Genomic DNA, 19121 nt, shown 5'->3' on the forward strand with positions numbered 1-19121 from the left:
TCATAGGAGCATGCCCCCCGCCACCAGCATGGCAAGCATCGCGAGCTCGGCCCATTGCAGAAACCATCCGGCCAAATCCCCCGTCACCCCGCCGAAGCGGGACAGGGCAACATGGCGGTACCACGCGAGCGCCAAAAGCCCCGCCACCGCCATAAGGGCGCCGACGGCCTGAGCGCACGCGGCCATCCCTACAGCCGAAGCCGCAGCGAAAGCGCAAAGCGGCACGACGATCGCCGCGCGCTTCTTCGCAGGCGAGAGCCCCGCGGCCATGCCGTCCGCCCGCGCGGCAGGCCAGCATTCAACGGCGAGCCCCGAAAGCGCGCGGGAGAACACGAGCGAGCACAGAAGCGCGAAGAACGCCCCCGCCGTAAGCGGCAGCGCGGTGAACAGGGAAAACTGCAGAATAAGGTACACAACAACACCGATGACCCCGAAGGCGCCCGCCCGCGGGTCGTGCATGATCTCGAGCTTTCGCTCGCGCGGGGCCCAACTTGCAAGCGCATCGGAGGTGTCGCAGAGCCCGTCTAGGTGGATGCCTCCCGTCACCGCCACAGGCAGCGCCACGAGCACGGCCGCGACGATGGTCGCGGGCACGCCGAGCAGGTTCGCCACGTGCCCCCACGCCGTCATGAGGAAGCCTTCCGCAAGGCCCACCAGGGGAAACGCGGCAAGTGCATGGGTTGACCCGAAATCGGTCCAGGCCGATTTCGGGACGGGGATGCGCGAGAACGTTCCGAACGCCGCGCCGATCGCCTCGGTTATCTTCACCTTGTAGGTCCTTCACCTTTCATCCACACGGGAATCCCGCATACCACTTCGACTGCGCGGTCGGCCAGCGCCGCCACGCCCGCGTTCACGCGCGCGAGCGCGCGCCTCCATGCCTCGGTCCCCTCATCGTAGCGCATCCCATCGGCGAACACGTCGACGGTGACCACCACCGTATACGCAGCGGCCTGAGCGAGCCGTTCGATGCCTCCGAGCACCTCGCGCGCCGCAGCGTCGGGGTCACGTGGGGACAAGCCGCCTTCCGCGAAAAGCTCGTTCGCAACCAGGTTGCCCACGTCCTCCAAAAGAAGCGTGCAGCCGCGCGGAAGCCCAGGCACTGCGGCGCCCACGTCACGCGTGCGCTCGAGGGTGGAAAACCCCTTGCCCTCGCGCAGCGCCCGATGGCGCGCAATGCGGTGGGCGCCCTCTTCCCCGAAGGGCTCCATCGTTGCCAGGTACACGCGGGGGCCGTCGTGCCCGAGGCACAGGGACTCGGCGTAGGCGCTCTTGCCGCTCGCGGCGGCGCCGATAACGAGCGTCACCGTCATTTCCCGGCCTCGAAATGCTCGTAAGCAGCCATGCCAGTCGCCGTGAACGTCTTCCCATCCCGGTACACGCGCAGCGCCGAATCCAGAAGGGGCAGATACGCCATGGCGCCCGCGCCCTCGCCCAAGTGCATGCCTGCGTCGAGGGGTGCCTTTATGCCGAGCTCGCGAAGGAGCTCCTGGCTTGCGGGTTCGCTTGATGCGTGGGTGCCCACGAGGTAACCCAAGGCGTTGGGGCACAGGCGCGCCGCGCACAGGGCCGCCGTGCAGGATATGACCCCGTCGAGGAGCGCCGGCGCCTTCGAGGCCGCGGCCCCCAGGTAGAAGCCGCACATCGCCGCGATGTCGAAGCCGCCCACCTTCGAGAGCACGTCGATTGGGTCGGCGGGATCGGGCGAGTTCGCGTCGATAGCGCGCTCGACCACGTCGCGCTTGCGCGCGAGCGAGGCGTCCGAGAGCCCCGCGCCGCGCCCGACGAGGCTCCGCGCGTCCGCCCGGATGAGCACTGCGGCCACCGCCGCCGAGGTGGTCGTGTTGCCGATGCCCATCTCGCCCGCGGCGAGAAGGCGCACGCCGGCGCGGGCAAGCCCGCACGCGACGGCAATTCCGACCTCGATCGCGCGCACGGCCCCATCTCGAGACATAGCGGAGCCGTGCGCGATGTTGCCACTCCCCCGCCGCACGTTCGCGCGCACCATGCGCGCGTCTTCTATGCCCCGGGCCATACCCACGTCGACGGGCACGACCTCGGCATCCGCGAACGCCGCCATGCGGCAGGCGCTCGTGGCCCCCTCGCACATGTTGCGCGCGACGGCTCGCGTCACGTCTTGCCCGCTTTGCGACACGCCTTCGGCAACGACCCCGTTGTCGGAGAAGAATACCGCGAGCGCACGGGGAAACTCGGCCACCTCGGCGCTCCCCTGAGCTGCAGCGATACACGCGACGGCGTCTTCAAAGTCGCCCAATCCCCCCAAGGGGTGCGCGATGGAGTCCCACGCGGCGTACGCGGCGGCGCGGGCGCATTCGTCTGCGGGCGCGATCCGGGAGAGCGCGGCTTCGAGCACGGCGCCCGGCGCCGACGAGAACGCGCGCTCGACTTCCTCGCGAATGCAGGCAAGCGCGGTTTCGGTTGTTTCAGCCATGCCGTCTCCTCTCTGCGAACGACGCTGCGGCAGATGCGAACGCGCGCGCAACGTCGGGGTTCGCGGGATAGTACACATGCGGAAAGCCCGCCACCAGGGACGGGGTGGTCGTCATGCACGGCCAGCCCTTGTCGCGCCGGGGCTTCTGCGCCCAGAAGTCGCCGCCCGGGCAGGTGGACTGCCAGTAGTGGAACTCGTGCGCGCGGATGCGTGTGCCGCGCGGCCCGTAGAGCCCGTCGCGTTGGGAAGTGAGCTCCACGTACCCGAAATGGGACAGCCTTCCCCCGTTCTCGCTTGCGCCCTCAAGGGCGCCCGCAACAGGCCAGCGCCGCCCCTCGCTATCGGCGATTTCGCGCTGCAGGTACAGAAACCCACCGCATTCGGCGACCGTCGGCATGCCGGATTCCACCGCGCGCCGCACCGCCTCGCGCATCGACGCGTTCTCGGAGAGCTGCCGCGCATGGAGCTCCGGGTAGCCGCCCCCCAGATAGAGGGCGCTTGTCCCCCGGGGCAGCTCGCTATCACACAGGGGGCTGAAAAAGACCAGCTCGCAACCCAGGTCCTCGAGCGCGCGCAGATTCTCCTCGTAATAGAACGAGAACGCCTCGTCACGCGCGACGGCGACGATGGGCCGCGCTCCCGCGATCGGCTCCAACCGGTAAGGTTCCTCGCGGATATCGGGTGCCGTCGCCGCTATTTCGAGCAAGCGGTCGACGTCGACGCTCTTTTCCACCAGCTCGGCCATCTTGTCGATGCGCGCGGAGAGCTGCTCGACCTCGTCGGCGGTCACAAGCCCCAGATGCCGGCTTTCGAGCGAGAACGCCTCGTCGGCGGGGATATTCCCCAAAACCGCGACGCCCGTGTGCTTCTCGATCGCAGGCGCCGCATAGGCGCAGGCAGCGGCGCTCGTCTTGTTCAGCACGACGCCGCGCACGTTCGCACAAGGCAGGAACTCGGCGATGCCGCGGATTACGGCGGCGAGCGATAAAGACGCCCCGCGCCCGTTCACCACTAAAACGACCGGCGTTTCCGTGTCGCGCGCAACCTGGTAGCTGCTCGCGTCGGCCACGCCGGGCGCCATGCCGTCGTAGAAGCCCATGACCCCCTCGAGCACCGCGACATCCGCGCCCGCGGCGCCGCGTGCCAACAGGGCGCGCAGCGTCGGGGCGTCGGTGAAGAAGCCATCTAAGTTGCCCGAACGCGCACCCACGACGCGGCGATGAAAGAGCGGGTCAATGTAATCGGGGCCGCATTTGAAGGCCGCGCATGCAAGGCCGCGGCGCGCGAGCGCGCGCAGGAGCGCGCACGTTACGACCGTCTTGCCGCTCCCGCTCGAGGGGGCAGCGACCATGAAGCGCGGGATGGACGTGCTCACCGGGCGCCGCCTTCCCCATCTGCGGCGTTGTAGTTAGCAAGCGAGACCACCCCAACGGACGGGTTCCCCTCGGCAGAGGGGTCCTCCCCGACAGGCGGCTCAGCAAGCGCCCCGACTTCGGCAAGCTCCTCGGCATCCGCGCCCGCACCACGCGCACTGACGAGGAACACGGGGTTTTGCGCCTTCATAAGATGGTGCGAGCCTACAGCCTCGGCACGGGCGGCCGACACCTGGCACGCCTCGAACCCCTTAAAGCGCGAACCCGAGAGGAGCGCGCACGCCTCGGTGAGCGTCTCAACGGTGACGCATGGCACGCACAGGCGAACCTGCGAGTTCTTCTCGAGTGCCGCCTCCACGATGGAGGGAAGCTCGCCCGCGCTCCCGCCGACGAACACGGCGTCGGGGACGGGCAGTTTCGCGAGCGCTTCGGGGGCGACACCGGGGACCGCATACACGTTTCCGCACCCGAATGCATCCGCGTTCTCTCGGATGAGCCGCACGCCGGCCGCGTTGCGCTCGACCGCCCATACCGACCCCGCTCGCGCGACGAGCGCCGCCTCGATCGACACGCTCCCCGTGCCGGCGCCGACATCCCACACGGTGTCGGTCGCGGTAAGGCGCAGCTTCGCGAGCGCGACGGCGCGCACCTCCTGCTTGGTCATGGGAACGTCGCCGCGGATGAAGAGCTCGTCGGGAATGCCCGAGGAAGCGTACGGCCAGCGGGAGCTCGCGGCGCGGGATGCGCCCGCAGAGTCCGCTGCGGAAGAAGCCGCCGCGGGCGCAGACGCGCCGGCCGGCGCCTCGGAGGCTGCGCTAGAGCCCGCAGGCGACCCGGCGCCGCCTGCGAACTCGATAAGCATCACGTTCAAGTCGTCGAACATCTGACCTGCGATTTCACTTGCGGTCGCGCAGGTGATGCGCTCGTCGGGGTACGACAGGCGCTCGGCCACCGTCACGCGCGCGTCCCCGAAGCCCGCCTGCACAAGCTCGCCCGAAAGCCGCGAGGGGTCTTCCCCGCCCGACGTGGCGAGGAAGAGCTCACCTGCGCGCTCGGCCTCGGCCAGGATGTCGCACGCCACGCCGTGAGCGCTCGCGAAGCGCCAATCCTGCCATGGACGCGCGAGGCGCGCGGCAAGATACGACGCTGAGCTTATGCCGGGAATGACGTGCACGTCCACCTGCGCGTCGCCGGAGAGCGCCTCCACCAGGCGGCGCGCGCCGCTGAACAGCCCCACATCGCCCGTCATCACGACCACGGCGCGCTGCCACGACGCCGCATCGGTGAGCGCGGAGACGATGTCCGCCGTCTTCACGAGCTCGCATCTCACCACGTCGGGCGACACGTCGATGCCGACAAGCGCGCGATGAGCGCCGATGACCACGTCGGCGATGTCGATCGCGTCGAGCGCCGCGCGCGAGAGCAAGTCGGGGTTTCCGGGCCCCGCCCCGATGATCGTTACCTTTCGCATGGAATCTCCCGATACCCGCGCGGCGTGACCATACGGCCGCCTACGCGCTTCGTGTCCGCGTTGCCGACGAACACGGTGGTGAACATGTCGGCGTCGAACTCCCCCAGCTCGGAGAGCCTGCACATGCCCGACTGCTGCCCCTCGCGCCCGATGTTGCGTACCCAGCCGCAGAGCGTGTCGGGGGCCTTCCATTCGAGCATAATCTTCGCCGCGCGCGAGAGCCTGTCGGCGCGCTTTCTGCTGCGCGGGTTGTACAAACAGATGCAGAAGTCGGCGCTCGCCACGGCGGCGAGCCTGCGCTCGATGACCTCCCACGGCGTGAGCAGGTCGGAGAGCGACACGACCGCGAAGTCGTGGGCAAGCGGGGCGCCGAGCACCGCCGACCCGCTCTGAGCCGCGGTGGCCCCGGCGATAACTTCCACGTCTACATCGGGGTAGTCCTCCGCAAGCTCCAGCACGGGGCTCGCCATGCCGTACACGCCCGCGTCACCGCTGCACACGAGCGCCACGGCTTCTCCGCTCTGCGCGCGTGAAAGCGCCAGGCGGCACCGTTCGACCTCGTGCATCATCGGCGTCGCGAGATGCGCCGCGTCGGGCACGGCGGCGAGCGCGAGCTCCACGTATTTCGTGTACCCCACAACGATGTCGGCCGCCTCGAGCGCGCGCCGAGCCGCAATCGTCATGCCGTCGGGGCCGCCCGGGCCGATCCCCACCACGAAGAGCTTTCCCATCACAGCTCCTTAAACGAAAGTTCGATAGTTACCTTGGAAAACGCGACGGTCACGCCGCCGTGAGCGAGCTTCGGGAAGATAAGTTTGCCCCCGTCCGCGAGCGCCGCGCGCTCGCACACGTTGTCGACCCCCACCGTCGCGCGCACGAAATCAGATGACGAAACGCTGCCTTCGACCTGCGACAACTCCTCTGCGGAATACGTCACGAGCGGTATATTGCGCGCGCGGCAGAAGGCGAGCAGACCCTCCTCGTGCGCCTTCACGTCGATCGTCGCCGCCTCGCGCACGGCCGAAGGCGAGATACCCGCCTGCCCGCACGCGAGAAGAAACGCCTCCCCGATCGCTTCGGCGCACGCACCGCGACGGCACCCTATGCCCGCAACGATGCAGGGCACGACAAGGCGAAGCGGCTCGAGCGCAGGCGCCTGCGCCCGCACGCCCGCCGGCCTCCCCGTCTCACCGGCGGGCACGACCTCGCCCGCTGTCTCCGCCGCGCGAACGGGCGCACCTGCATTCGCGCCAGCGAACGGCGACACGACGATATCGGCCCGAGCGCGGTCGGACGCAATGTCAACCCCCTCAGGCGGCTGTCCCGAAATCGGCATGTCGGAATAGAGCGCCACGCGCCCGCCCGAAAGCAGCCGCGCCGACACTCGCTTGATGGCCTCGGGATTCGAGACGGCGAGCCCCGCACAGCGCGCCCACGTATCCACCGCCCACACGCCGCGGACGTCGGTCGCCGTGGTGATGACGGGGATGGCCCCTGCCGCGCGTGCCACAGTTTGCGCAAGCTCGTTCGCACCGCCCAAATGCCCCGACAAAAGCGAGACGGCAAAGCGCCCCGCCTCGTCGATCGCCACAACCGCGGAATCGTTTGCCTTCGAGGCGACATGCGGCGCGATCGCCCGCACGGCGATACCCGCCGCGCCCACGAACAGAAGCGCGTCCGACGCTTCCCACGCGAGCGCCGTCCATGCGCGCAGGTCGGCCTTCCCCTCGCCGAACCCGCGCGAAACGGAAACGTCCCAGCCAGGGTCATCTTCACCTGTCTGCGCGCAATCGGAAAGCGCGCGGGCGATGCGCTCCGCCAACGCATACCCCCTCTCAGTAAACGCTATGCAGGAAACCCTCATCTAGCTCACCACCATCGTCGAGAAGTAGCTGCCCCGATCGGGCACATCGTCGAGCGAGCGGTACACGCACTCGCCCGAAAGCCCACAGTCCTCTACGAGCTCGGCACCGTCGAAGGCGCCCTCCTCGCGAAGGATGTGCTTCATGTCCGCAAGCGAGCGGCGCGCCTTCATGACCACCTTCGTCCCCGGCCAGTCGATTGCGCGGCGCACGTCGTCGTAGCCGCCGGGCACGATGTGCAGAGGCGACGACATCTCGGGCGTGAGGTCGCGCTCGAGCGCCGCGGCGACCGCGCAGAAGCTCGGCACGCCGGGAATGGCGCGCGCCTCGAACCCGCAGGCGCGCACGTCGGGCGCTATGCGCTGGAAAGTGGCGTAGATGCTCGGGTCCCCCAGGTTCAGCAGCGCGACGTCGCGGACCGCATCCAGGTGCGCGACAAGCTCGCGAACAAGTGAGGCATGCTCGGCCGCGCGGCGCTCGGCGTCGCGCGTCATCGAGAATCGCACGGGGATCACCGTCTTGCCTGTAAGGTCGACGGCGCCGCGCACGATGTCGAGCGCGACCATGGCCCCGTCCGCCGTCTGCGGTGCGGCGATGACCGGACACGATTCGATTGTGCGGACGGCCTTGATCGTGAGCAGCTCGGGGTCGCCAGGCCCCGTGCCCACCCCGTACAGCACGCCTTTACTCATACGTCGCCCCCAATTCCCCGATAACTGCATCGGCGCCCGACGTGCGGAAAAGCTCTCGGCGCTCGGCGTCAAACACGACCGCGGCGATGTCGCATGCGCCCGTCGCGCGGCGGCGCAACCTGTCCTCGATTGCCGCAGCGAGCGAGGCGCGCGCAGCGTCCCCCACGCCGGCGGCCTCGATTGCCTCGAGCGCCGCCGTGGTCGTGACCGACGACATGATCTCGCGTACGGTCTTCGCGCCCGCGCCGGCCAAGGCCGCGTGGGCGGCCAGAATCTCCGCGCGGCAGTCGGCGGTACGCGAATGGGTGTCCATGATGCCGCCCGCGACCTTCACCAGCTTGCCGATGTGTCCCACAAGAAGGACATTGGTAAATCCCTCGCGAACGCAGCAATCAATCGCATCGCCCACGAAGTTGGAGATGAAGACCACCGGCGCACCGTTTAGGTGGAAATGCCCCGAGATGAACTGCCCGCCGTAGTTGCCGGGCGTGAGCACGACTCCGCGCCGCCCCATAGCCGCATGCTGCCGGATCTCGAGCTCGATGCTGTCGCGCAAGGCAGCGAGGCTGCGCGGCTCGACGATGCCCGTCGTGCCCAGGATGGAGATGCCGTCCTTTATCCCCAGGTGCGGGTTAAAGGTCTTTTCGGCAAGGGCAACACCCTCGGGTACCGAAATCGTCACAGCAATATTTCCAGAAAAGCCATGCGCGGCGCACACCTCGCGCACCGCCGAAGTGATCATCGCGCGCGGCGTCGCGTTGATGGCGGCCGCCCCCACCGGCTGCTCGAGCCCGGGCAACGTCACGCGCCCCACGCCCACGCCGCCATCGACGGAAACTTCCGATTCGCGCGCGGGCACGCCCTTGCTGCCCGCAGCACCCGTGCCCGACCCCGCATGTTCCACGCGCGCGTACACGAGCACGCCGTCGGTCACATCGGCATCGTCGCCTGCGTCCTTTCGCACGGCGCACTGGGCGCACCCCTCGCCGATAAATGCGTCGACCACGTTCGCCTCGACGGGCAGCCCGCCGGGGGTGACGATCGACACGCGGCCGACGGGCTTTCGTGACAAGAGCATCTCACAGGCCGCCTTCGCCGCGAGCGCGGCGCAACTCCCCGTGGTGTAGCCGCAGCGCAGGCGGGTCGTCCCGGTATATATGTAGTGCTCGAAGGCCACGCTAGCTGCTCGCCTTCCGATACCCCGTGGCAAACGAAGGGTCGTAAAGCTTGCTGCGCTCGTACGACTCCGCTTGCGCGCCGTCGTGCGCAAGCCCGCCGCGAGCTCCGAGCACGCGGCCCACCACCACGAGCGCCGTGCGGTCGATGCCCTCTCGCGCGCCCGCATCGGCGAGCGTGCCCACTGTGCAGCGCACCACGCGCTCCTCAGGCCAGGTCGCCTTGTACACGAGCGCCGCCGGCTCGTCGGAGCTGCGGCCCGCGGCCAAAAGCTCGGCGGAAAGCTCGGCGAGCATACCCGAGCTCAGGAAGATAACCATAGTCGAGCCGCTTTCCGCCATGGTGCGCATGCCCTCGCCCGCGGGCATGGGGGTACGTCCGGAAAGCCGCGTGATCACGACCGACTGGCTGATTCCCGGCAGCGTGTATTCCTGGCGAAGCGCCGCCGCGGCACCGCAAAAGCTCGACACGCCGGGCACCACCTCGTAGTCCACGCCGCGCGCGTCGAGCGCGTCCATCTGCTCCTGGATGGCGCCGTACAGGCACGGGTCGCCCGTGTGCAGGCGCACCACTTCCTCGCCCCGCGCACCTGCCGCGCACATCACGTCGAGCACTTCCTCCAAGGTCATGTGCGCGCTGTCGTAGACGACGCAGGATTCCTTGCACTCGGCGAGCAGCTCGGGGTTCACAAGGCTCCCCGCCCAAACGACCACGTCGGCCGCACGCAGAAGACGCGCCCCGCGCAGTGTGATAAGGTCGGCGGCGCCCGAACCTGCGCCAACGATATGAATCATCCGAGCCTTCCCTTCCCGTTTCTCATCGCAACCGTTTACGCCGCCCTTCGCGCAGCGGGCAAAACACGGCGCCCGCAGCGGCAATCGGCGCAAATACGTAGGCAGGAGGCGCAATGCCGCCCGCCCTGGCTTTGACACGCCCACAAACGCCCACTATCATAGTGGTAGTTTCGGCAACGAGCATATGACAATCGAATAAAAGGAAACGACCGGCGCGGCGCCCACACAGTCCGCGCTGGCTTGCGGAGGGAACCAGGTGGGAATCCTGGGCAAGGGACATTACTGTGTAGGACGCGCGCGCGAACCGCCTCGCGCCCCAAGCCAGACTGCTTCGCCTTTTCCTCACGGCATCGCCGTGGCGTTAGCTCCTTGTGAACCCCGAGGAGTGCGCTTCCCTTTCGAATGCAAGAAACAGGCGCGCTATCCCTTTGCGGACAAGCGCGCTTTTCTTTCGCTTGTGCCGATAAGCAACTGTCGCCGGGGGACCGGCAAACCGAGGAAAGGGAAAACCATGTCCGACCAGATGTCACGCCGCGGCTTCATGGGCGCCGCAGCAACCGGAGCCGTCGCGCTCGCCGGAGTCGTGCTCGCGGGCTGCTCCAGCACCTCCACGAGTTCCGAGAAATCGAGCGAAAAGGAGAAGACTGTGAAGCCGGTCATCCTCGTCACGAGCTTCGGCACGAGCTACAACGACTCGCGCCACATCACCATCGGCGCCATCGAAGACGCTATCCGCGAGAAGTACTGGCAGGACTACGACATCCGCCGCGCCTTCACCGCGCAGATCATCATCGACAAGCTGAAGAAGCGCGACGGCATCACGATCGACAACATGACCGAGGCGCTCGACCGCTGCGTGGAAGACGGCGTGAAGGAAATCGTCGTGCAGCCGACGCATCTCATGGCTGGCCTGGAATATGCCGACGTGAAAGACGAGCTCGACAAGTACGCCGACAAGTTCGACAAGATCTCGCTCGGCGACCCGCTGCTCACCTCCGACGACGACTACAAGAAGGTGGCCGCAGCCATTAAGGAGAACATGGCGTCCTTCGACGACGGCGAGACGGCGCTGTGCCTCATGGGCCACGGCACCGAAGCCGATTCCAACGCCGACTATGCCAAGATGCAGGAAGTGTTCAAGAACGAGGGCTTGACGCAGTTCTTCGTCGGCACCGTCGAGGCTGAACCGACCTGCGAGGATGTTATCGCCGCCGCGAGCGCCGCAGGGTACAAGAAGGCCGTGCTCGCGCCGTTCATGGTGGTCGCGGGCGACCACGCGAACAACGACATGGCAGACGAGACCGACCCCGACAGCTGGGCTGCGAAGTTCGTGGCCGCCGGCTTCGAAGTGACGTGCCTGCTCCAGGGTCTGGGACAGAACGTCGCGGTCGACGACATCTACGTCTCGCACGTGGACGACGCCATCGCCAAGCTGTAAACTCGCCGCGCACGGGGGCGCCGGTCGCGTCCCCGTGCAACGGGCATGCGCCTTCCCCGACCGACGGCGCATGCCCGTTGCATTCGCATCCCGTCTGCCCACCGCACGGCGCGGGCGGTCGAAGCGATTGAAAGGAACCCCTCCATGTTGAAGAAAACCCTCACCTTCGCCCTGTCGGCGGCGCTTTGCGCGTTCTCGCTCGTCGGCTGCGCCGGAAATTCAATCGACAGCGCAAAGGCAAGCGATGCCGATTCCCAGGAAAAGACCGAACAGGCGGCCGATGCGCCCCAGGGCGCAAGCGCTGCCCCCATCACCGCCGACAAGGTGGCCGACGGCACCTATCCGATCACCGTGGATTCCAGCTCGAACATGTTCAGGATTGTGGACGCCCAGCTCATCGTGGAAAACGGCTCCATGCACTGCGTGATGACGCTTTCCGGCACGGGCTACGGCAAGCTCTTCATGGGCACGGGCGACGAGGCTGCCGCCGCGAGCGAGGCCGACTTCATCCCCTATGTGGAAAACGCGGAAGGCAAGTACACCTACGACGTGCCCGTTGATGCGCTCGACGAGGACACCGCCTGTGCCGCGTGGAGTATTAGAAAAGAGCAGTGGTACGACCGCACGCTCGTGTTCGAATCCGCCGGCGTCGATCTGCGCGCCGACGCACTGAAGTAACGCCATGCGGTCGATTCTTCCCAAGGGGGAAAACAGGAAGCTCCACAGCATCGCGGCGCGCGCGATCGCTTGCGTTCTCGTCGCCCTGCTCGCGCTTCCCTTCGCGGGGTGCAGTGCGAGCCCGAACGCGACCGGTGGCACGGCGGGCTCTCAGGAATACACTGTGAGTGTCTCGCTTTCCGGCGGGTCAGGGCGTGCAAGCATCGCCTCACCCACCACAATTGTGAAGGATGGCGACACCTACACCGCGACCATCACCTGGTCGAGTTCGAACTACGACAAGATGACCGTCGACGGCGTGGACTACGCGCCCGTAAATGACGGCGGCAACTCCACGTTCGAGATACCCGTCACGCTCGACGAGGACATCGCCGTGTCGGCCGAGACCGTCGCCATGTCGACGCCGCACACCATCGACTACACGATCCACTTCGACTCATCCACCATGAAGGAGAAATCGGGCGACGATGCAAGCGGCGGCTCCCCTGCGGGAACGGCTTCAAGCGCCGCGGCCGACTTCCACAACGCCGATTTGGGCTGCGGCTGGGAGCCGACGGGGGCGCTTCAGCTTGAATACGCCAAGCACTTCACTGTCGACGAGTTCGAAGGCGGTCTGCGGCTAATCTGCGTTTCGAATGGGGAGCGTTTCCTCGTGGTGCCGCAAGATGCGAAGGTACCTGATGGGTTGAGCTCCGACATCGCGGTCATAAGGCGCCCCGCCGACAAGGTGTACCTCGTGTCGTCGGCGACGATGTGCCTGGTCGACGCGCTCGATGCGAACGACAATATCCTCATGTCGGGCACGAAGGCCGACGATTGCTCGGTCGCGGGCTTCAAAAGCGCGCTCGAAAGTGGGGCGATCGCCTACGGCGGCAAGTACAGCGCACCCGACTACGAGCGATTATCGGCCTCGGGCTGCACGCTCGCCATCGAGAACACCATGATCAACCACACGCCCGATGTGAAGGAAAAACTTCAGAAGCTCGGGCTCGTCGTGCTCACCGAACAGTCGTCGAGCGAGCCCGAAGCACTCGGGCGCATCGAGTGGATTAAGCTTTTCGGCGTCCTGTTCGACAAGGAAGATGAGGCCGCGCGCCTGTTCAGCGAGCAGAAGGCCCGCGTCGAGCAAACGTCGGGGCTCACGTCGTCAGGTAAAACCGTGGCGTATTTCTACATTAACTCGAACGGGGCCGCTGTCACGCGGCGGGCGGGCGACTACGTGGCGCAGATGATCGAGCTTGCAGGCGGCAGCTACGCGCTCGATGACGCGCAGGCGTCGTCGACGTCAGGTTCGTCAGTAACGCTCGAAATGGAGCGCTTCTACGCGACGGCGAAGGATGCCGACATCATCGTCTACAACGGCACCATCGACGAATCGGTTGCCACCTTGGACGACTTCGTAGGCAAAAACGCGCTATTGTCGCAGTTCAAAGCCGTGAAGAACGGCAACGTCTGGGTCACAAGCGCCGACATGTACCAGCAGATGACTTCTACCGCCGACATTATCGACGAGCTGCACGGGGCGTTCGCCGGCGATGACGCGAGCGACTTCCATTATCTGAGGAAGCTCGGCTAGTGCCATGAGAAGCCGGCTTTCCATGGCATACAACGAATCGGGGCGCGCCGCGCGGTGTCGCGTCGTGACGGCGCTGCTCGCTGTTTCTCTCATCGTGCTCGTCGGGGCCAACCTGTGCATCGGGAGCGTGCTCGTGCCCGCAGACCACATCCCCGGCATCCTTTCGGGCGGCGCGGCCAATTCCATAGAAAGCCAGGTCATCTGGGAGATTCGCCTGCCGCGCGTGCTTTCAGCCGTGCTTCTCGGCGGGGCACTTTCGCTCTCCGGGTTCCTGCTGCAGACGTTTTTCAACAACCCCATCGCCGACCCGTTCATCTTGGGCGTCTCCTCGGGCGCAAAGTTCGTCGTCGCGCTTACGATGATCGTACTTCTGGGCGCGAACCAGGCCATGTCCTCGCCGGCCATGGTGGCCGCAGCGTTTCTGGGCTCGCTTATCACCATCGGCTTCGTGCTCCTCATCGCACGGCGCATAAGTTCCATGGCCATGCTCATCGTGGCGGGCGTCATGGTGGGATACATCTGCTCGGCGGCGACGAACTTCCTCATCGCCTTCGCCGACGACCAGTCCATCGTGAACCTGCACAACTGGTCTTTGGGTAGCTTCTCGGGTTCGAGCTGGGACGACATCGCGGTCATCGCGGTCGTGGTGATCACCGTGAGCGCATGCGTATTCGCGATATCGAAGCCCCTTTCCGCCTTCCAGCTGGGAGAAGCCTACGCGAAAAGCGTCGGCGTGAACGTCGAACGCTTCCGCGTGGTGCTCGTCCTTCTAGCAAGCATGCTCTCCGCCTGCGTGACCGCGTTCGCTGGTCCGGTGTCGTTCGTAGGCATCGCGGTTCCGCATCTCGTGAAGTCGGCGCTAAAGTCGTCGAAGCCCATCCGCGTGATTCCTGCGTGCTTCTTGGGAGGCGCAATCTTCTGCGCGGGCTGCGATTTGATCGCGCGCACGCTGTTCTCTCCCGTCGAGCTTTCCATCAGCGCCGTCACCGCCATCTTCGGCGCTCCGGTGGTTATCGCGCTCATGTTGAAGAAGCGGGTGAGGTAGATGGGGGAATTCGTGCCGCGGCCCAAAACGCTCGGAGGGGACATTCCATGCTTAGACAGTCCTGAGCTCACACGAAAGCGCCATGAGGCACTTTCGGCTCGTGCGGAACTGCGCGCAGAACGCCTCCTCCGAGCGGAGTCGAACCTCGAAACCCCGGTCGAAACGCAGGCTGACGGAGCGCCGCTTTTCCACATAAGCGACTTGTCGGCGGGCTACGACAAGAAGGTCGTAGTCGAAGGCGTCGATCTGGAGGTTCGCGCGGGCGACGTCGTGGCGCTCATCGGGCCGAACGGCTCGGGCAAGTCGACCATCTTGAAAACCATCACACGCCATCTGGCACCGCTTGCCGGCGCGGTCGAGCTCGACGGGCGGGAAATTTCCCGATGGAAGACGGCGGAGTTTGCAAGGAACCTTGCCGTTATGCTGACAGATCGCCCCCGGACCGAGCTCCTCACCTGCCGCGATGTCGTAGAGGCGGGAAGGCACCCCTACACCGGGCGAATGGGCACACTCTCGCCCGACGACCATAGTCGGGTCGACGAGGCCATGAAAACCGCACATGTGGAAGAGCTCGCCGAGCGCGACTTTATGCAGATAAGCGACGGGCAACGCCAGCGCGTCATGCTCGCACGCGCCATCGCGCAGGATCCGCGTGTGCTCGTGCTCGACGAGCCCACGTCGTATCTCGATATCCGCTACCAGATCGACCTGCTGCGAATACTTCGCCACCTAGCGAAATCGCGGAATGTGGCTGTCATCATGTCCATCCACGAACTCGAGCTCGCGCAGAAAAGCGCCGACAAGGTGATTTGCGTGAAGGACGGCCGGGCCTTCCGCGCCGGCGCACCCGAGGACATATTCACGCGCGAGACGATTGGCGAGCTCTACGGCCTTCAACATGGCACCTTCAACGAGCGCTTCGGCAGCGTGGAAATTGGGCGCCCGCACGGCGATGCGCACACGTTCGTCATCGCCGGCGCAGGTACGGGGTCGGCTGTGTTTCGCCAGCTCATCCGGCAGGGCAAGGCGTTCTACGCGGGCGTTCTGCACGAAGGGGACATCGACTGCGAGCTCGCGCGCGACCTGGCGGCGGAATGCGTGGCCGAGCGCGCCTTCGAGCCGATCGGGGATAAAACCATAACCCGCGCCAAAGAGCTCCTCGTCCACTGCGCGCGCCTTATCGTGTGCCCCGCCGCCTTCGGCACCATAAACGCCCGTAACGCAGAGCTCGTCGAGTTCGCACGCTCGCACGGTATCGAGGTCATGCGAGCGTGCGAAGGCGCATCGGAGGATTCCCAATTGGAGTGGGAAGGATAAACTGGACTTTCCTTTAAGGATCCTCAAGCGTACCGTCGCTCGTATTCCACTGGAGACATGTAGCCCAAGGTGAAATGCATGCGCACCCTATTTTAATAGAGCTCTATGCGCTTGAAGATGTCCTGTTTGGCCTCGTCCCTCGTCCCATAGCTCCTCCCTTCCGCCAATTCCCTTTTCAGCGTCTTGAAGAACGACTCAGCCACCGCGTTGTCCAGCGGCGTGCCGGACCTTGATACCGACCGGATTACGCCAGGCGAGTCCAGACATCGCTGGAAGGAACGGGAGGCGTGCTGCGCGCCTTGATCGTCATGGAAGACGAGGCCGCCGTCATCTGCGGACCCTCCCTGCCAACCGCCTGCTCTATCGCGTCGATCGCGACCTTCTCGGTGATGCGCTCGGACATCGACCAGCCCGCGACCTTGCGGGAGAAGGCGCCTGTCACGGCTGCGAGATAGAGCCACCCTTCTCTTGTGGGTATGTAGGTGATGTCGCCCACCCAAAGCCTGTTGCGCCCGCCGCCGAAGAAAGCGCGCTCCGCCAGGTTCAGCCGAGGGTCTCCCTTTTGCGGCTTTAGCTGCATAAACAGCCCCTATTTCACCGCAACTTATTGAGAAGATCATTCGTCGCTGCCCGGCTTGCGACGGTTGGCCTTTTTAATCGCATTGAAGTGCTTGTCGTTGAGCCTGCGCTGGCGCGATCGCTGGGGCACTTTGGTCTTGACGCGACGGCGCGGCGGACGGCCACGACGCTCAAGCTCTGCCCTCAGCTTACGCAGGCAGCTCGCGCGATTTTGAAACTGGCTGCGGCTCTCGCGCGCCGTCACGGTAATCCCCGAAGGGATATGCTTCATGCGTACCGCCGAGTCTGTCGTGTTCACACCCTGGCCGCCCGGGCCCGTCGCGCGAAACACCTGCACCTCGCAGTCGCGGACCAGCTCCTCGGCCGACATCTCGGCAAAGCGCGCATACTCGCGCCATCCCATCTTGATCTCATCCATACCAATACCTCCTCTCAAACAAAAAAATGTGACAAAGGGACAGCCCCTTTGTCACATCGCATACCAATCGCTTGTGTTGCGCGCTTAGGCGAAGGTGATCTCGCCGTTCTCGCAGTCCATATCGGCGATACGGGCCAGGCTCTCAACGCGGAAGCCGCGCTCGCGGAGCTTATCGCCACCGCCCTGGAAGCCCTTCTCCACGGCAATGCCGATGCCGGCAACCTCGGCACCAGCGGCCTCGCAGATCTTGATAAGACCCTCGAGCGCGCAGCCGTTGGCCAAGAAGTCGTCGATGATCAGGACCTTGTCGCCCTCGGACAGGAAGCGCTTGCCCACGATGACCGGGTACTCCTTTTGCTTGGTAAAGGAGTAGATGGTCGTAGCATACTGCTCGCCGTCGAGATTGATGGACTGCGCCTTTTTGGCAAAGACAACCGGCACACCGCCAAAATGCTGAGCCGCGATGCAGGCCATGCCAATACCCGAAGCCTCGATCGTCAGAATCTTATTGATCTCGACATCCTTGAACAGACGGGCCCACTCGGCGCCCATGTGGTCGAACAGCTCAACGTCGCACTGGTGGTTGAGGAAGGCATCAACCTTAAGGACGTTACCGGCCTTTACGATGCCGTCATGGCGAATACGATCCTCAAGCTCCTGCATGGCGCAACCCCTTCTCGCGGCAAGGATACCGCGCAATTAATAAACGTTGTTCGATAGTCTACCACGGACCGACCCCCGCCCGCCCCACAAGCCGCATCGCACCACAAACCAGTCTTTTTGGGACGGAGCGAATCGTGGCAGACAGCCTCCCAACACGCTAATGACGGACGCGCATCTTCACCAAACGCACCATGGCGAGCGCAAAGCCCACTGCCGCCACAGTCATGAGCACGTAGAATACCGAACGAAAACCAAACAGGAACACATCCGGACGACCTGCAACAATACTGGTCACGGCCTCACCCATCGCCACGCTCATCTGCCCATACAGAATATGCGACGCCGCCGTAATACCCACTGCCATACCCGCATAGCGCGCCAGGCTACCCAGGCTGCCCGCAAAGCCGAGCGCCTCGCGCGGAGCCGAGCCCATATACAGCGAGTTATTGGGGCTCTGGAAAATCGACGTGCCGCACGACATAAACGCGACGCAGCACACAATCACAGGGATAGAAGAGTGCTCATCGAGCGTGCTAACCGCAAAGAGGCCGCACACGTACACGCCCAGGCCGACTGCCGTAGGGCCCTCGCAGCCAACACGGTCCGAAACCGTACCCGAAAGCGGGCCGATAAAGGCATTCACCATCGGCAGTGCCAAAAAGAGCAATCCGGAAATGTCAGAACCAAACCCATGGGCGTCCTGAAAATAGAACGGCAGGATAAACTCGGATGCGCCAATACCAACGAACACGATGAGCATGCAGGCAAGGTTGATGCTGAAGGCCGAATTTGCAAAGCAGCGACGAGCAGCCTCGATCAGGGACATGGGGCGCTCGCCGGCCTCCGGCTTAACATGCGGTAGCGTATAGAGCCCCACGATAAATGAGATGACGCCAATGGGTAGGTTGATGAGGAAGATGCTCTCCCAGGGAAAGTTTGCCACCAGCATGCCGCCGAGCACGGGGCCACACATCATGCCGAGGGCCACAAAGGTCGCAAGAATACCCATGGCACGACCGCGCTCGCGCGCCGGAAACGACTCGGTGATGATACCCATGTTGTTAGCCATGGCCGCCGCGCAACCGACACCCTGAACAATGCGTGCCAGGATAAGAACCTCGAGCGAGGCCGAAAGGCCGCACAGCAGCGAGCCGGCCGTAAAAACGATGACGCCCAGCTGGAATACGCCCACCTTGCCGCGTACGTCGCCCAGACGGCCAAACGGCAACATAGCCACGCATGTCGCGAGCAAATACACCGAGCTCACCAGCTGAATGCGATCGAGGCCCACGCCCAGCTCCTTTTGCATCACGGGCAACGCCACGGTCACGACAGTCGAATCCAGACACGACATAAACGTCATGATGAGCACGGTAAACAGAATCGCCCATTTGTTCTTGCCATGGGTGTCGCCCTCAAGGGCAATGTGCTCGCGGCGCAGCTGCTCTGCGGTTTTCTCCATATCCATCCTTTCGAGTGGCGCAACGCAAAAACGGGGCCCCAATCGCCTACAAACAGTCGCGATTGGGGTCCCGCCTACGGAATCGGAACGAAAGGTCGCCGAAGCTTTCTGCCAGCATCGGCACC

The 19121-nt window shown here is 65.2% G+C and carries 18 protein-coding genes and 1 pseudogene; 5 read left to right on the forward strand and 14 right to left on the reverse strand.

Annotated elements, in window-relative coordinates:
• Genes cobS through cobM form a run of 10 tightly spaced genes read right to left on the reverse strand, consistent with a single transcriptional unit; the run spans nucleotide 1 to nucleotide 9820 of the window.
• Nucleotides 1–768 carry an adenosylcobinamide-GDP ribazoletransferase gene (gene cobS / locus AAAV21_RS01015; RefSeq protein WP_349106800.1) on the reverse strand — a complete coding sequence of 256 codons (768 nt, stop codon included), beginning with the start codon at nucleotides 766–768 and terminating at the stop codon, nucleotides 1–3.
• Nucleotides 765–1313: a bifunctional adenosylcobinamide kinase/adenosylcobinamide-phosphate guanylyltransferase gene (locus tag AAAV21_RS01020; protein ID WP_271743517.1), complete on the reverse strand. Its 549-nt coding sequence runs from the start codon at nucleotides 1311–1313 to the stop codon at nucleotides 765–767. The genes cobS and AAAV21_RS01020 overlap by 4 nt, the downstream gene beginning before the upstream one ends.
• Nucleotides 1310–2452 (reverse strand): nicotinate-nucleotide--dimethylbenzimidazole phosphoribosyltransferase, encoded by a 1143-nt coding sequence (locus AAAV21_RS01025; protein WP_349106804.1) that lies wholly within the window; start codon nucleotides 2450–2452, stop codon nucleotides 1310–1312. The genes AAAV21_RS01020 and AAAV21_RS01025 overlap by 4 nt, the downstream gene beginning before the upstream one ends.
• Complete coding sequence (locus tag AAAV21_RS01030; RefSeq protein WP_349106806.1) at nucleotides 2445–3827, reverse strand: cobyrinate a,c-diamide synthase; 1383 nt, start codon at nucleotides 3825–3827, stop codon at nucleotides 2445–2447. Before AAAV21_RS01030 ends, AAAV21_RS01025 begins: the two co-directional genes overlap by 8 nt.
• Nucleotides 3824–5296 carry a precorrin-6y C5,15-methyltransferase (decarboxylating) subunit CbiE gene (cbiE, locus tag AAAV21_RS01035; protein ID WP_349106808.1) on the reverse strand — a complete coding sequence of 491 codons (1473 nt, stop codon included), beginning with the start codon at nucleotides 5294–5296 and terminating at the stop codon, nucleotides 3824–3826. Before cbiE ends, AAAV21_RS01030 begins: the two co-directional genes overlap by 4 nt.
• On the reverse strand, nucleotides 5284–6027 hold the full coding sequence (gene cobJ / locus AAAV21_RS01040; protein ID WP_042435525.1) for a precorrin-3B C(17)-methyltransferase: 744 nt from the start codon (nucleotides 6025–6027) through the stop codon (nucleotides 5284–5286). The genes cbiE and cobJ overlap by 13 nt, the downstream gene beginning before the upstream one ends.
• Nucleotides 6027–7160 carry a cobalamin biosynthesis protein gene (locus AAAV21_RS01045; RefSeq protein ID WP_349106811.1) on the reverse strand — a complete coding sequence of 378 codons (1134 nt, stop codon included), beginning with the start codon at nucleotides 7158–7160 and terminating at the stop codon, nucleotides 6027–6029. Before AAAV21_RS01045 ends, cobJ begins: the two co-directional genes overlap by 1 nt.
• Complete coding sequence (gene cobI / locus AAAV21_RS01050) at nucleotides 7161–7850, reverse strand: precorrin-2 C(20)-methyltransferase (RefSeq protein WP_349106812.1); 690 nt, start codon at nucleotides 7848–7850, stop codon at nucleotides 7161–7163.
• Entirely contained in the window at nucleotides 7843–9027 is a 1185-nt protein-coding gene (gene cbiD, locus AAAV21_RS01055) for a cobalt-precorrin-5B (C(1))-methyltransferase CbiD (protein ID WP_349106814.1), read from the reverse strand. Before cbiD ends, cobI begins: the two co-directional genes overlap by 8 nt.
• A 1-nt stretch (nucleotide 9028) precedes the next feature.
• Nucleotides 9029–9820, reverse strand: coding sequence for a precorrin-4 C(11)-methyltransferase (cobM, locus tag AAAV21_RS01060; protein WP_349106816.1), 792 nt, complete (start codon nucleotides 9818–9820; stop codon nucleotides 9029–9031).
• Nucleotides 9821–10331: 511 nt separating this feature from the next.
• On the opposite strand from cobM, the gene AAAV21_RS01065 reads away from it, so the two are divergent.
• The 5 genes from AAAV21_RS01065 (at nucleotide 10332) to AAAV21_RS01085 (ending at nucleotide 15874) form a co-directional block, all read left to right on the forward strand.
• A complete protein-coding gene (locus tag AAAV21_RS01065) occupies nucleotides 10332–11258 on the forward strand; it encodes a sirohydrochlorin cobaltochelatase (protein ID WP_349106818.1) in 927 nt (308 codons plus the stop codon).
• Nucleotides 11259–11402: 144 nt separating this feature from the next.
• Complete coding sequence (locus tag AAAV21_RS01070; RefSeq protein ID WP_349106819.1) at nucleotides 11403–11936, forward strand: hypothetical protein; 534 nt, start codon at nucleotides 11403–11405, stop codon at nucleotides 11934–11936.
• Nucleotides 11937–11940: 4 nt separating this feature from the next.
• A complete protein-coding gene (locus tag AAAV21_RS01075; RefSeq protein WP_349106820.1) occupies nucleotides 11941–13512 on the forward strand; it encodes an ABC transporter substrate-binding protein in 1572 nt (523 codons plus the stop codon).
• Nucleotides 13513–13534: 22 nt separating this feature from the next.
• Nucleotides 13535–14557, forward strand: coding sequence for an iron ABC transporter permease (locus AAAV21_RS01080; RefSeq protein WP_349106822.1), 1023 nt, complete (start codon nucleotides 13535–13537; stop codon nucleotides 14555–14557).
• A complete protein-coding gene (locus AAAV21_RS01085) occupies nucleotides 14558–15874 on the forward strand; it encodes an ABC transporter ATP-binding protein (RefSeq protein WP_349106823.1) in 1317 nt (438 codons plus the stop codon).
• A gap of 244 nt (nucleotides 15875–16118) precedes the next feature.
• On the opposite strand, the gene AAAV21_RS01090 is transcribed toward AAAV21_RS01085, so the two are convergent.
• The 4 genes and pseudogenes from AAAV21_RS01090 to AAAV21_RS01105 all read right to left on the reverse strand — a co-directional run bounded on the left by AAAV21_RS01090 (nucleotide 16119) and on the right by AAAV21_RS01105 (nucleotide 18996).
• Nucleotides 16119–16454, reverse strand: a complete 336-nt coding sequence (locus AAAV21_RS01090; RefSeq protein ID WP_349106824.1) for a DDE-type integrase/transposase/recombinase — start codon at nucleotides 16452–16454, stop codon at nucleotides 16119–16121.
• A gap of 36 nt (nucleotides 16455–16490) precedes the next feature.
• Nucleotides 16491–16790, reverse strand: a pseudogene (locus tag AAAV21_RS01095) (peptide chain release factor-like protein); the annotation flags it as partial.
• 165 nt (nucleotides 16791–16955) lie between these two features.
• The gene (locus AAAV21_RS01100) at nucleotides 16956–17534 is read right to left on the reverse strand and encodes a xanthine phosphoribosyltransferase (protein WP_117854990.1); all 579 of its coding nucleotides are present in this window, start codon (nucleotides 17532–17534) and stop codon (nucleotides 16956–16958) included.
• Between the two features lie 157 nt (nucleotides 17535–17691).
• Entirely contained in the window at nucleotides 17692–18996 is a 1305-nt protein-coding gene (locus tag AAAV21_RS01105) for an MFS transporter (protein WP_349106825.1), read from the reverse strand.
• Between the last annotated feature and the right edge of the window lie 125 nt (nucleotides 18997–19121).

Source organism: Collinsella sp. CLA-AA-H302 (assembly GCF_040093305.1).
Taxonomy (GTDB): domain Bacteria; phylum Actinomycetota; class Coriobacteriia; order Coriobacteriales; family Coriobacteriaceae; genus Collinsella.